Here is a 12,252-nt window from a genome sequence, read left to right as displayed (position 1 = left end):
ATGCTGCTATAAATAACTTGTTGATTGAAAATCAGATTCTAGCGCCAAAAATATATAAAGAAAATTACAAACAAAATTTTATAGAAATTGAAGATTTTGGTGATGATACAGTATTTAAGCTATTGAGAAATGGTGGAAGTAATAAAATTAATTTATATAAAAAATCTATTGATTTACTTAGTAAAATTCAAAAAATTAAACAAAAAAAAATTAAAAATTTTAAAGGAAAAAATTATAAAATTCCAATTTATGAGAATAATAAATTATTTAAAGAAGCAAAATTATTTTCTGACTGGTATGCAAAAAAATATATATCTAAAAAAAGATTACCAACGATTAATATTGAGATAAATAAACAGATAAAATTTTTATTATCAAATCTTAAACTAAAAAATGAAACTTTAGTTCATCGAGATTTTCATGTATCAAATTTAATGCGATATAAAAAACAATTAGCAACTATTGACACACAAGATGCGCTAATAGGTAATAGAGCATATGATCTAGCATCTTTAATTGACGATGTTAGGTTTAAATCTAATAAAAAATTAAAAGATAATATTTACAACTATTATTTAAAATTAAGCAAAAATAAAATTAATAAGGTTATTTTATTAAATGACTTCGAAATATTATCAGTGATTAGAAACATGAAAATAATAGGGATTTTTGCAAGGTTGGCAGCAAGGGATAAGAAAGTGAAATATTTGAAGTTAATACCTTATGCTTGGAAATTAATAGAGCTTAGAATGGAAAATAATCAAATATTTAATGGCCTTAAAGGATTACTGGATAATAATTTTCCAAAGAAAATAAGGAACCTTAAATGAAAATTAACACTGCATTAATTTTGTGTGCTGGTTATGGAAAGAGGTTAAACCCCCTAACACTAGTAGAGCCGAAGCCACTATTGAAAATTAATGAAATTACATTACTTGAGAACTGTATTAATTTAATTAAATCTTTAGGAATAAAAAAAATAATATTAAATACATTTTATTTAAAAGAAAAAATTGAAAGTTTTGTTGAGATAAAAAAATTTGATTTAGATATTAAAATAATCAATGATGGAAAAAAAATTCTAAATACAGGAGGAGGAATTTTAAATATGATGGATTCCTCAAATGATACTGATTTTTTGATATTAAATCCAGATACTGTTTGGAATCAAGGCTATGTAGAAAAGATTAAAAACATGGAAGATTTTTATTTTACTAATCAAATTAAAAATATACTTTTACTTGTTAATAAAAACCTTAGTTTTGATAAAAATTTAAAAGGTGATTTCAATCTTTTAAAGAATATAGTTAAAAAAGATCTTCAAAATGATTTAATTTATACCGGCTGTCAGATAATGAGTAAAGATTTATTTGTTTCACATTCAGTTAGTGATTTTTCTATATCAGAAGTTTGGAATCGGTTAGTTAGCAAAAATGAATTATATGGTTATGAAAGTGTAGAAAGTTTTTACCACCTGACTAATCTGGAAGTTTACAAAGAGTTATTAAAAAATAATTAAATCTTTAGCTCTATCCTTATCTAAATATCTACATGCAATAATTTCTTGCTTTGAATTCAGATTAATTAAAAGTGGATTACCAGTTGGTATTTCAAGAAACGATATTTTTTTATTATCTAGTTTAAATAAAAATTTACACAAAGCTCTAATAGAATTGCCATGAGCTGAAATTAAAATATTTTTATTATCTAATAATTTATTATGAATATTGGAATTATAATATTCCATTACTCTCTCATAAGTATCTTTAAGAGATTCTGTATTTGGAATTTGCGCTCTAGGGATAGCTTTGTATGTATCAATATTTATCGGATGATATGGATTATTTCTACTTAGAGGATCAGGTTTTATATCCCAAGACCTTCTAAATTCATGAATTTTATCCTCCCCAAGTTTTTCCTTCATCTCATCTTTATTTAGACCAGTTAAGGACCCGTAATGTCTTTCATTGAATTGCCACGCTCTTATGGGTTTTTTGTTATCTCTCATTGTGTCTTGAATAAATTTAAGAGTATTAATGGCTCTTAATTGAAATGATGAATAGAAATAATCTATATTTAGCTTTAGTTCTTTAATATACTCACCAGACTTACATGCTTCCAATTTTCCTTGGCCAGTAAGATCTACATCGACCCAACCTGTAAATCTTTTTTCTAGGTTCCATTCACTTTGACCATGTCTAACTAATATTAAATGAGGCATTTGATATATTTTGATAACTGATAAAAAGAATAAAATAAATAAAATTATTATGAAACATATAAAAAATCTTTTAATTCCAGCTTTCCACACTGTTAACTTAATGTTAATAATATTTTATTTATACTCTGGGAGTCTATCGGGATGCTTCATATATAATAACTGTAATACACAACCTCAAATTACTAGAGATTTTATAATTTCTTCTAATCATTTTTATGCTTTTACTATTCTCTTCATATTAGGAACATTTGCATACAAGGGTACAAAAAAAATTAAATTTCTTATTTTGTATCTTATTTTATTATCAATCATTTTAGAATTATTTCATTATATTATTCCAAATAGAGGGTTTCAAATAAGTGATTTATTTGGAAATATTGTAGGAGTTGTGTTTGTAATAATTATTTATAAAGTTAAAGATAAGTATGTTTAAGTTTAAAAATATTTTTTTCATTATATTAATTACTTTGATTTCAGCATGCTCCTCTACACCTAAAAATACATCAAATAGTTGTTCAATTTTTAATGAAAGATATCTTTGGTATAAACACGCAAAAAGTACTGAGAAAAAATGGGGTACGCCAATTTATGTTCAGCTTGCTATTATTAAAATGGAATCTGATTTTGATTGGTTAGCAAAACCTCAGAGAAAAAAATTATTCAAAGTTATACCCTTTAAGCGACCCTCAAGTTCTTTTGGGTATTCTCAAGCTGTAAAAGGAACGTGGGAGCAATATAAAAATGAAACAGGTAACAAACTTGCAATAAGAGCAAGATTTAAAGATAGTGTAGATTTTATTGGTTGGTACACAGATAAAACTGAGTCTCTTTTAAAAATTTCCAAGAAAGATGCTTTTAGACAATATCTTGCATATCATGAGGGGTGGGGTGGTTATAAAAATTATAAGAATAATCAGAAAGTTATCGGCTTAGCTAAAAAAGTAAAAAACCAATCTGACAAATATAAGTCTCAATTGCAAAATTGTCAGAAAAGGTTAAATAAAAATAAATATATTATTTTTTAACGGAGTTGTTTTTTTAATTCAATATCAACAGCATCTATTCTTTTTGTATTTTTTGCTAACACCAAATACATCGTTGGAGTTACATACAATGTAAAGAATGTTGAAATAATCATTCCACCTAGAATAGTGGCACCTACAGCTAATCTTGAGGCCTCACCTGCACCTGGTCCGATATTACCTATAACTAAAGGCATCATTGCTATCATTGTGCTTATTGATGTCATCATTATTGGTCTAAATCTTAATTGGCAAGCTTCTTTAACTGATGCTTCAATATTTTTACCAGCTGTTCTTAGCTGATTGGCATAATCAACAATTAAAATACTATTTTTAGTGGATATTCCAATTAGAATAACAAGTGCTATTTGTGAGAAGATATTAATAGAACTATTTAAGAATAGAATAAAAACTAACCCCCCAAACAGAGCAAGTGGGACAGTTAACATAATAATAAAGGGGTGGATAAATGAATTAAAAGTTGCTGCCATTACTAAATATGCAGTTAAGAAGGCTAATCCAAAAATAACAAATAACTCATTGCTTGTCTCTTTTATTTCTTCTGATTTACCCTTCCATGCAATTTGATTAGAGGAGCTCACTTCTTCCATGGTTTTCTCTAAATATGTTATTGCCTCAGTAAGAGTGTAGGATTCTGATATATTTGCAGATATAGTTACAGCTCTTTGTCTGTTATATCTTGCTAATTTTTTAGCAGATCCTTGCTCACTGAATTCAACTAAATTTGCTAAAGAAATTAGCTTACCAGTACTTTCTGATCTAACAAATATTTTAGAAAGCCCTTCTTGAGATCTTCTATCAGTCAAATACTGCTGTAGTATAATTGGGTATTCTCTACCAAGTCTATTAAATTTTGTTACAGTTTTTCCACCATAAAGAGTTTCCAAAGTTTTTCCGATTGAGTCAGTAGATATATTTAAATCCTTAGCTTTATTTTTATTTATTACCAATTTGATTTCAGGTTTGTCTCTAGAGTAATCAGACTCTATTCTTGATAGATTTTTATTTTGCCTTAATTTTCTAATAACTTTAGATTGTATTTCTTCTAATTCTTCGTAAGTACTGCCTAATATGACCATTTGAACCGGTTTATTGAAGCTAGAAACTCTAATAGATTGTGGTGATATTGGAAAAGCCACAGTCTCTGGTACTGTCACAATTTTTCCAATTGCCTCTCTCATTATTGTTTGTGAACTTTTTTTTCTATCTGCCCATTCATCCAATAGTGCGATTATTATGAAACTATTAAATGAATTTTTATTGCTGCCAAATCCAGGAACTCGCATTATAAATCTCTTATAAGGACTACCTTCCGTTTGAAGAAGAGGAATTAATCTTTTTTCCACATCTTGTGCTCTTTTTTCAGTATATTCAAAAGAACTTCCCTCATCAGTAAATCCAAGGACAAGATAAACTCCTCGATCCTCCTTAGGAAGTAATTCTTTTTTGGTAAAATTGAATAAAATACCAGAGACAACAATAGTAAAAATAATAAATGAAATTATTATTTTTTTCTTATTTAACCAGTACCCCAATGTTTCTTCATAAAATTTTGATAATGATTTAAAAAACTTATCAAATTTAGTAACTATAAAATTTTGTTTTGGTTCTTTGGTTAAAAATTTACTTGCTAACATGGGCGACAATGTAAGTGCAACAAAAGAGGAGACTACAATTGAAAAAGATAATGCTATTGCGGTTTCTCTAAATAGTGTTCCCGCAATTCCATCTATAAAAATTAAAGGAATAAATACTGCAACTAGAATTAATGTTGTAGCAATGATTGCAAAACTAATTTGTTTTGACCCTTTATGAGCCGCAACTAAAGGGCTTTCTCCATTTTCAATTCTTCTATAAATTGCATCTGTCATTATAACTGAATCGTCTGTAATGATTCCAATTGCTAAAATAAAACTTAATAAAACAAAAATATTTATTGATAAGCCAAATAAATAAAGACCTAAAAAAGATGCTATCAAACTTACAGGTAATGCAACTGCTGGAACAATTACTGCTTTTATATTCCCTAAAAATAAATAAATAATAATAACCACAAGTATAAAAGCGATTATTAAAGTTTTATAAACTTCGTTGATAGCAGTACCTACATAAGTTGCTCTATTAAAGGCGACTTCTATATTAAGATCATCAGGCAGTGTTTTTTTAACTTCATTTATTTTTTTTTTTATTTCTTTAGAAAGCTCAACTGTTGAAGCTCCACTTTTTGCATAAATACCAATTCCTACAGTTTTTAAATTCAAAGCATCCTTACTTTGAGCTTTAAAAAGATTTTTTTCTGAAACTGGACCAAACTCAATATCCGCAATATCTGAAAGTCTTACAAAGCTGTTTTGGTTCTTTTTTACAGGTAACGCTTTTAATTTTTCTATATCGTTGTAAGATTTATCTAAGTTTAGTGTTAAATCAATATTGTTAGCCTCAAGAGTACCTGCTGGTAGACTTATATTTTCTTTTCTTATTGCTCCCTCAACTTCTTGAATAGTTAAATTGTATGCTGCTAGTTTAATTGGATCTATCCAAACTCTAACACTCAAATCTCTCAAGCCACCAGTTCTAATGGTTCCTACATTCTTAACGCTTGAAAATTGATCTACTAAATATCTTTCAACATAATCTCCAAGCTCTAAGTCACTCCAAGTTGCAGAAGATACAGCCAGCCACATAGTGGTTGAAAATCCTGCTGATTGTTTAAGTATTTGAGGGGCATCTGCTTCGCTAGGTAAATTATCCACTATTCTTGCAACTCTTTCTCTTATATCGTTGGCTGCATTATCAAGGTTAATGTTGGTATTAAATTCAACATTAATTGAACTACTTCCATTTTCTGAAGTTGAGTTAATATTTTTTACTCCTTCTACTCCACCAATCACTTTTTCAATTACTTGTGTTATCTCTTGATCAATTATAGGAGCTGAAGCCGACTTGTAGTCTACTTTAATTTGAACCACAGGAGGCTGTAGGCCTTCAGGTAATTCTCTTACAGGCAATTGTGAAAAAACAAATATTCCAAAAACGATTAATATAAGAGACATTACCCATGCAACGACCGGCCTTCTTATACTTAAATCCGTTATAAACATTATTTTTTAATTGGTTTTATTTCACTTCTTGGCCTAACTTTTTTTAGTCCTTCGGCAACAATGGTCTCTCCCTCATTAAGACCAGAAATTATCTCAATAAATCCACCATCTCTTATTCCAATTTCTATTTCAGTTTTATTTATAATATTGTCTTTTAAAACTTTATAGACGTAAGTTTTACTTCCCTCTACCATCATACTAGTATCAGGTATTGCAAGTGAATTCCGTTCGTTATAATTAATAACAACCTCTAGAAGAGAGCCTGGAATTAATTCAGAATTTTCATTTTCAATCATAACTCTTGTAAGTAAACTCCTTGTTTCAGCACTGATCCTACTTGAAACAGCATATACTTTTCCACTGTATGTTTTATTTTTGCTACCTGAGAATTTTGCCTTAATAGGTAAATCTTTTTTTATGAATGCCGCAAAAGTTTCAGGAATCTTTAGATCAGAATATATAATTGAGTTATCATCTAAAGTTATAATGATTGAGTTATCTGAACCAAGAATATCCCCAGTAATACCTCTGTATCCAAGAACACCCTCGAAAGGTGCTACAATGTTTCTATCTTTAAGCTTAACAATTAGATCACCTTTTTTTACATAATCCTTAAGGATTAGTTCAGATGTTAAATTATCTTTTCTAATTCTAAAAGATTCTGCTCTTTTTGATACTGCTGTACCGAAGCTTTCAATATTTTCAGAAAAGCTTTTGAAAACCACCTCTTTAACAATTATTCCAGGAGGAGGTCTTTTACTGAATTTTTTTTTAAAATGATTGCCTATCATTGCTCTTCCAACAATCACTATTGTGATTATTAAAAAAAAAGTAATGATTGCTGTACTAATTTTTGTCGATCTTTTCATTTTTTAATTATTTCCGTACTCACTCCATGAGCCATCGTAAATTGTTGGCATATATTTAATGTCTATTAAAGAATAAGCAAGAGCCAAAACTGATGCGGTAACTCCAGAACCACACGTAAATACTACATTCTCATCAAGTTTGAATTTAATTAATTTAAATTTATCAAGGATTTTTTCTTTAGAAATGAATGTGTGATCTTCATTAATAAGCTCAGAAAAAGGTAGGCAAAAAGAATTTTTTATAGAGCCACTTCTTAAACCTTTTCTTGGCTCAGGAACCTTACCTGTAAATCTCTCCCAACTTCTTGCATCAATAACATTAAACTTATTTACATTAATATTTTCATCAATTTGGTTTTTGTCTTTTACTAATTCTTTTTTTTCATTAGCTATATAATCAGAGCTAATAGTTTTTGTTAAATCATTAACTGTTGATTTTTTTTCATTAATCCATTTTTTTAAACCACCATCTAGCACGTGAACTAAACTTGGGTCATGTCCAAAGTAAATAAAATTATACCAACATCTACAAGAACTTATTACATCAGAATTATCATAAATTATTATTTGGTCCTCATTTCTAATACCCATACTTGATATAATTTTCTCCCATGACTTAATATCAGTTAACATGTGAGGTAGATCCGTATCTATTTTAGAATTTTTATCTAAATCAAAAAAGATTGCATTTTCTATATGCAACTTTTGATATTCTTCAAAACCATTTCTCTTTGTTTGAGGCATGTGCCATGAGCAATCAATTATTTTTACTTTATATAAATTTTTTTCTAACCAATTTGTATCGACCAATGACATATTATCTTTTTTCTAAATATTTTTGATGGTATTCTTCTGCAGGGCAGTAATTTTTTAATAAAGAAAATTTTGTTACAACTTTTCCAGATAAAGTTGAATTTATTTTTTCTATCACATTTTCGGCAATTTCTTTTTGTTTGTCACTTAAATAAAATATTTCACTTCTGTATTGTGTTCCAAAATCTGGACCTTGTGAATTTAGAGTTGTTGGGTTATGAATTTCAAAAAAGAAGTTTAAAATTTTTTCATAAGAAATAACTTTAGGATCAAAATTTAATTTAACGACTTCTGCATGATTTGTATTGCCGGTACACACCTCTTCGTAAGTGGTTTTTTGGCTGTCACCACCACAATAGCCAACCTCAGTTTTGATAACTCCTTCGAGTTTACTAAACTTAATTTCTGGCCCCCAAAAACATCCCAATCCTAAAACTGCTATTTCCATTGATTATACTTTAATTTGATCTACAAATTATTGCTATGTTAACTAAAAATCAACTAGGCTTTTTGTATATGTTTCTATCTGTATGCACATTTTCCGTTATGGATTTACTGGTGAAGTGGTCAAGTGACTATCCAACGGGAGAGGTGTTATTTTTTAGAGGCTTTTTTGGACTATTACCGACTTATTTTTTAATACCAAAAAATAAACTCAAAACTTTTTACACAACCGAAAGATCAAAAGAGCATTTATTTAGATGCCTTATGGGTTTAATGGCTTTAATAGCAATAGTTATTGCATTAAGAGAACTTCCCTTGGCTGTTGTTGTTAGCCTGTCATATGCGGCACCATTATTTATTACGGTATTATCAATTTTTTTATTGAGTGAGAAGGTGGGAGTTTTCAGGTGGTTGGCAGTCTTGATTGGTTTTGTAGGTGTTATTATAATTGCCGAACCTGGATTTAAGGGTATGAATTACCTTTATTTTTTACCATTAATATTTTGTATTGGAATGGCTTTTGTGACCATTACAATTAGAAAACTGTCTACGACAGAACCTATTTGGCTTATTTCAATTTTTTTTACAATTACAATTTCAATTGCAGGCTTAGCTACAATACCCATGGGCTGGATAATGCCAAATTTTCAAGATTTTATTCTTTTAGCTTTAATAGGAGTAACTGGTGGTTCTGCAAATTTATTTTTAACTCAATCTTATAAACTTTCCGAAGTATCTTTAGTTGCGCCGTTAAAATATTTGGCTTTGCTATTCGCTATAATTTTTGGTTATTTAATTTGGAATGAGATACCAACTGTAAAAACACTAATAGGAGCATCTCTGGTAGTTCTTGCCTCTCTTATAATCTTTAGAAGAGAAATTTATCATAAACAAAGAATACCATCTACTACTAGACATGAGTAAAAAACCAAAATATTGGAATACTGCAAAAAAATACCTATCTAAAAAAGATAAAGTAATGTCTTCGTTGATCAATAAATATAAATCTCCTTCTGAGGCTGTGCTTACTTCTAGAAAAGATATATTTTTTTCATTATGCAAGAGCATCATTGGACAACAAATTAGTGTTGCTGCAGCTAACTCTGTTTTTTTGAAATTTAAAAAGAAATGCAAAGATAAGATTAATGCAAAAACAATTTCTAAACTTTCTTCTGCTCAACTTAAAAGCTGTGGATTAAGTGGACAAAAGGTTAGGGGAATAAAAAGTTTAGCGAAACAAATATTGGATAAATCATTTAACCCTAGGTTAATTCCTAAAATGTCAGATGAAGAAGCTATTATCTATTTATCTCAGTTAAGACAAATCGGTAGATGGTCAGCTGAAATGATATTATTGTTTACTTATAATCGTTCAAATATTTGGCCCATACAAGATATTGGCCTTTTAAGGGGAATTTCAAAAAATTATAAAAAACAATATCTACCACCAGAATCTTATGTGAAGTTACTAAGCAAAAGATTTAGTCCGTATTGTTCAGTTGCGACCTGGTATCTATGGAGAAGTATAGATCCAGAACCTATTCAGTACTAAAGCCTTCGATAATTTGTAAGTTTCGTTCTGTGGTATCTTTTGCTAATGCCCATCCATCTTGATATTCTTTAGAATCATGACACTTCATAGCCTGTTCGTGACTTGGAAATTCCCAGATTACAGTTCTTGGGTAAGTTTCACCTTCTAAAGTTTTAAATTTTCCGCCTCTTACTAAGGGCTTTCCTCCATAACTTTTTATTATTTCGGTAACTTTTGACCCATAATTTTTTATATTTTCTTGGCTATCTATTCTTTTGTACAAAGCAATCCAGTAGGCTTTCATTATTTCTCCTTTTTAAATAATTTTTTATATGATAATGAATTTTATGGCAGAGAAATTAATTATCACTTTTGATCAGTATACAAAAATTGTAGAAAAACTAGCAATAGAAATTCACAACAATTATAAGCCAACAGTATTAGTGGGCATTATGAGGGGGGCAGCTCCAATATTGGATATTCTTTCTAGAGTTCTAAAATTACCTATAGCCTACATAGTTATTCAAAGTTACACAGGAAAAGGAATGGAAGACAAACAAGGTCAATTGATGTTTGCTAGAGAAATTAGCTCTTTAGCTGAGAATAAAGATTTTGATAAAGTTTTATTAGTAGATGATTTGTCTGATACTGGATTAACTTTAAATAAAAGTATTGAGTGGTTAAAAAATTATGAGCCAACTAAAGATTATATAAATGAAGTTAAAACTGCATGTTTATGGAAAAAAAAATCATCTACATTTGAGCCAGATTTTTGTCCAGTAAAACTAGATTCAGACCCATGGATTGTTCAACCTACCGAACATTACGAGGAGATGTCTATGGAAGAAATAATTAAGAGAAATAAATAGGGCTGGAATAATTCCAGCCCTAAAAATTATATTTTAAGCAACTGCAAAACTGATAACACTTAAGATTGCAATAACCCATATTGCTGGTGAAGTTGAAGAAAACTTACCAGTAAATAATCTAATTAATGCATATGATACAAATGCTAAAGCAATACCATTACTAATACTATATGTTAACGGCATAGCAATCATTGCAAGAATAGCAGGAGCTGCTTCACCAATATCATCCCATTCGATATCAGTTATGTTTCTAACAAAAAGAACAGAAACAAATACTAAAGCTGCACCATCAATTTGTTTAGGTAAACTTGTTGCTAAAGGAGCAAAGAATATGCAAGCTAAAAATAGGAGACCAATTACTAGAGAGGTCATTCCTGTTTTTCCACCAGCTTTTACACCAGCACCAGATTCAACATAACTTGTTACAGTTGTTGTACCCATCATTGCACCAGCTACAGTTCCAACACTGTCAGCCATCATTGCTTTTTCAATATCTTTAACTTTACCATCTTTACCAACTTTACCAGCAACATTTGCTACTGAAGTTAATGTTCCTGCAGTATCAAAGAAATCAACAAACAATAATGTAAATACTACAGTTGTCATACCAGCTGTTAATGCTGCTGATAAGTCAAAATCAAATAGATAAGTCATTGGAGGCGGTGAGCTTGCAATTCCATTAAATTTAGCAAGTCCAGTAGCCCATGCAATAATACTAAATAATAAAATACCAATAATGATATTCCCTTTAACTTTCATTTTTTCAAGAACAACCATTAAAATAAATGCAGCACAACCCAATAGAACAAGTGGATCACTCAAGTCACCTAGCTGAACTAATGTTACTGGATTATCAACAACAACTTCCATGATTTGAAGTCCAATTATTGCTAGGAATAGTCCTATACCAGCACCAATTCCTAATTTTAAACTTTTTGGAATTGAATTAATTAACCACGCTCTGATAGGTGTTAATGAAATGATTAAGAACAAAACTCCAGCAACCAGTACAGCTCCTAAAGCTTCTTGAGGTGTATAGCCCATTCCAGCACAAACACCGAATGCAACGAATGCATTAATTCCCATGCCTGGTGCCAAACCTATTGGCCATGTTTTTCCATAAAATGCCATTATGAAACAAGCAAGTGCCGTTGCAACAATTGTTGCCGTATATACTGCTCCAAATTCAAAGAACCCTTTTTCTGGTCCAGCAAATTCACCTGATAATATAAATGGATTTAAAAACATAATGTAAGCCATTGTCAAAAATGTTGTAACACCAGCTATTACTTCTGTTTTAAAATCAGTCTTGTGTTTTTTATAGTCGAAATACTTTTCTAACATTGATCCTCCTAAGATTA

Annotated in this window: 14 protein-coding genes; 7 read left to right on the top strand and 7 right to left on the bottom strand. The window is 29.6% G+C overall.

All coding sequences use genetic code 11. From position 1 onward, the window contains the following. Positions 1–20: 20 nt before the first annotated feature. Together ABXT65_RS06120 and ABXT65_RS06115 are read left to right on the top strand one after the other, a co-directional pair. Positions 21–830 carry a phosphotransferase gene (locus ABXT65_RS06120; RefSeq protein WP_415323096.1) on the top strand — a complete coding sequence of 270 codons (810 nt, stop codon included), beginning with the start codon at positions 21–23 and terminating at the stop codon, positions 828–830. Next, positions 827–1,519 carry a sugar phosphate nucleotidyltransferase gene (locus tag ABXT65_RS06115; RefSeq protein WP_415323094.1) on the top strand — a complete coding sequence of 231 codons (693 nt, stop codon included), beginning with the start codon at positions 827–829 and terminating at the stop codon, positions 1,517–1,519. Before ABXT65_RS06120 ends, ABXT65_RS06115 begins: the two co-directional genes overlap by 4 nt. Here the strand turns inward: ABXT65_RS06115 and ABXT65_RS06110 are convergent. Then, a complete protein-coding gene (locus ABXT65_RS06110; protein ID WP_415323092.1) occupies positions 1,505–2,221 on the bottom strand; it encodes a 2,3-bisphosphoglycerate-dependent phosphoglycerate mutase in 717 nt (238 codons plus the stop codon). The two genes, ABXT65_RS06115 and ABXT65_RS06110, sit on opposite strands and share 15 nt — an antisense overlap. A gap of 49 nt (positions 2,222–2,270) precedes the next feature. Between ABXT65_RS06110 and ABXT65_RS06105 the strand changes: the two genes are divergently transcribed. Next, entirely contained in the window at positions 2,271–2,654 is a 384-nt protein-coding gene (locus tag ABXT65_RS06105) for a VanZ family protein (RefSeq protein WP_415323090.1), read from the top strand. After that, positions 2,647–3,246: a lytic transglycosylase gene (locus tag ABXT65_RS06100; RefSeq protein WP_415323088.1), complete on the top strand. Its 600-nt coding sequence runs from the start codon at positions 2,647–2,649 to the stop codon at positions 3,244–3,246. The genes ABXT65_RS06105 and ABXT65_RS06100 overlap by 8 nt, the downstream gene beginning before the upstream one ends. Here ABXT65_RS06100 and ABXT65_RS06095 read toward each other — a convergent pair. Genes ABXT65_RS06095 through msrA form a run of 4 tightly spaced genes read right to left on the bottom strand, consistent with a single transcriptional unit; the run spans position 3,243 to position 8,495 of the window. After that, positions 3,243–6,365, bottom strand: a complete 3,123-nt coding sequence (locus ABXT65_RS06095; RefSeq protein WP_415323086.1) for an efflux RND transporter permease subunit — start codon at positions 6,363–6,365, stop codon at positions 3,243–3,245. The two genes, ABXT65_RS06100 and ABXT65_RS06095, sit on opposite strands and share 4 nt — an antisense overlap. Beyond that, positions 6,365–7,234, bottom strand: a complete 870-nt coding sequence (locus tag ABXT65_RS06090; RefSeq protein WP_415323084.1) for an efflux RND transporter periplasmic adaptor subunit — start codon at positions 7,232–7,234, stop codon at positions 6,365–6,367. Before ABXT65_RS06090 ends, ABXT65_RS06095 begins: the two co-directional genes overlap by 1 nt. Positions 7,235–7,237: 3 nt before the next feature. Next, positions 7,238–8,050 carry a sulfurtransferase gene (locus ABXT65_RS06085; RefSeq protein WP_415323082.1) on the bottom strand — a complete coding sequence of 271 codons (813 nt, stop codon included), beginning with the start codon at positions 8,048–8,050 and terminating at the stop codon, positions 7,238–7,240. A gap of 1 nt (position 8,051) precedes the next feature. After that, the gene (gene msrA / locus ABXT65_RS06080; protein WP_415323080.1) at positions 8,052–8,495 is read right to left on the bottom strand and encodes a peptide-methionine (S)-S-oxide reductase MsrA; all 444 of its coding nucleotides are present in this window, start codon (positions 8,493–8,495) and stop codon (positions 8,052–8,054) included. A gap of 35 nt (positions 8,496–8,530) precedes the next feature. Here msrA and ABXT65_RS06075 point away from each other — a divergent pair, with 35 nt between their 5' ends. Both ABXT65_RS06075 and ABXT65_RS06070 read left to right on the top strand, forming a co-directional pair. Further along, positions 8,531–9,415 carry a DMT family transporter gene (locus tag ABXT65_RS06075; RefSeq protein ID WP_415323078.1) on the top strand — a complete coding sequence of 295 codons (885 nt, stop codon included), beginning with the start codon at positions 8,531–8,533 and terminating at the stop codon, positions 9,413–9,415. Then, positions 9,408–10,043, top strand: coding sequence for a DNA-3-methyladenine glycosylase family protein (locus ABXT65_RS06070; protein ID WP_415323077.1), 636 nt, complete (start codon positions 9,408–9,410; stop codon positions 10,041–10,043). Before ABXT65_RS06075 ends, ABXT65_RS06070 begins: the two co-directional genes overlap by 8 nt. Here the strand turns inward: ABXT65_RS06070 and ABXT65_RS06065 are convergent. Further along, on the bottom strand, positions 10,030–10,326 hold the full coding sequence (locus ABXT65_RS06065) for a DUF1330 domain-containing protein (RefSeq protein ID WP_415323075.1): 297 nt from the start codon (positions 10,324–10,326) through the stop codon (positions 10,030–10,032). The two genes, ABXT65_RS06070 and ABXT65_RS06065, sit on opposite strands and share 14 nt — an antisense overlap. Positions 10,327–10,354: 28 nt before the next feature. Here ABXT65_RS06065 and ABXT65_RS06060 point away from each other — a divergent pair, with 28 nt between their 5' ends. After that, positions 10,355–10,891 (top strand): phosphoribosyltransferase, encoded by a 537-nt coding sequence (locus ABXT65_RS06060; protein WP_415323073.1) that lies wholly within the window; start codon positions 10,355–10,357, stop codon positions 10,889–10,891. Positions 10,892–10,924: 33 nt separating this feature from the next. On the opposite strand, the gene ABXT65_RS06055 is transcribed toward ABXT65_RS06060, so the two are convergent. Then, the gene (locus ABXT65_RS06055) at positions 10,925–12,235 is read right to left on the bottom strand and encodes an NCS2 family permease (RefSeq protein WP_415323071.1); all 1,311 of its coding nucleotides are present in this window, start codon (positions 12,233–12,235) and stop codon (positions 10,925–10,927) included. Between the last annotated feature and the right edge of the window lie 17 nt (positions 12,236–12,252).

This window comes from Candidatus Pelagibacter sp. Uisw_127 (assembly GCF_047722515.1).
GTDB lineage: Bacteria > Pseudomonadota > Alphaproteobacteria > Pelagibacterales > Pelagibacteraceae > Pelagibacter.
This window is presented reverse-complemented; position numbering and strand designations above follow the sequence as displayed.

Coding starts and splice junctions, on each gene's coding strand:
- ABXT65_RS06110 (WP_415323092.1), bottom strand. CDS start 2,221: ATGCCTCATTTAATATTAGTTAGACATGGTCAAAGTGAATGGAACCTA.
- ABXT65_RS06065 (WP_415323075.1), bottom strand. CDS start 10,326: ATGAAAGCCTACTGGATTGCTTTGTACAAAAGAATAGATAGCCAAGAA.
- ABXT65_RS06100 (WP_415323088.1), top strand. CDS start 2,647: ATGTTTAAGTTTAAAAATATTTTTTTCATTATATTAATTACTTTGATT.
- ABXT65_RS06075 (WP_415323078.1), top strand. CDS start 8,531: ATGTTAACTAAAAATCAACTAGGCTTTTTGTATATGTTTCTATCTGTA.
- ABXT65_RS06060 (WP_415323073.1), top strand. CDS start 10,355: ATGATAATGAATTTTATGGCAGAGAAATTAATTATCACTTTTGATCAG.
- ABXT65_RS06105 (WP_415323090.1), top strand. CDS start 2,271: ATGAAACATATAAAAAATCTTTTAATTCCAGCTTTCCACACTGTTAAC.
- ABXT65_RS06090 (WP_415323084.1), bottom strand. CDS start 7,234: ATGAAAAGATCGACAAAAATTAGTACAGCAATCATTACTTTTTTTTTA.
- ABXT65_RS06085 (WP_415323082.1), bottom strand. CDS start 8,050: ATGTCATTGGTCGATACAAATTGGTTAGAAAAAAATTTATATAAAGTA.
- ABXT65_RS06095 (WP_415323086.1), bottom strand. CDS start 6,365: ATGTTTATAACGGATTTAAGTATAAGAAGGCCGGTCGTTGCATGGGTA.
- msrA (WP_415323080.1), bottom strand. CDS start 8,495: ATGGAAATAGCAGTTTTAGGATTGGGATGTTTTTGGGGGCCAGAAATT.
- ABXT65_RS06115 (WP_415323094.1), top strand. CDS start 827: ATGAAAATTAACACTGCATTAATTTTGTGTGCTGGTTATGGAAAGAGG.
- ABXT65_RS06055 (WP_415323071.1), bottom strand. CDS start 12,235: ATGTTAGAAAAGTATTTCGACTATAAAAAACACAAGACTGATTTTAAA.
- ABXT65_RS06070 (WP_415323077.1), top strand. CDS start 9,408: ATGAGTAAAAAACCAAAATATTGGAATACTGCAAAAAAATACCTATCT.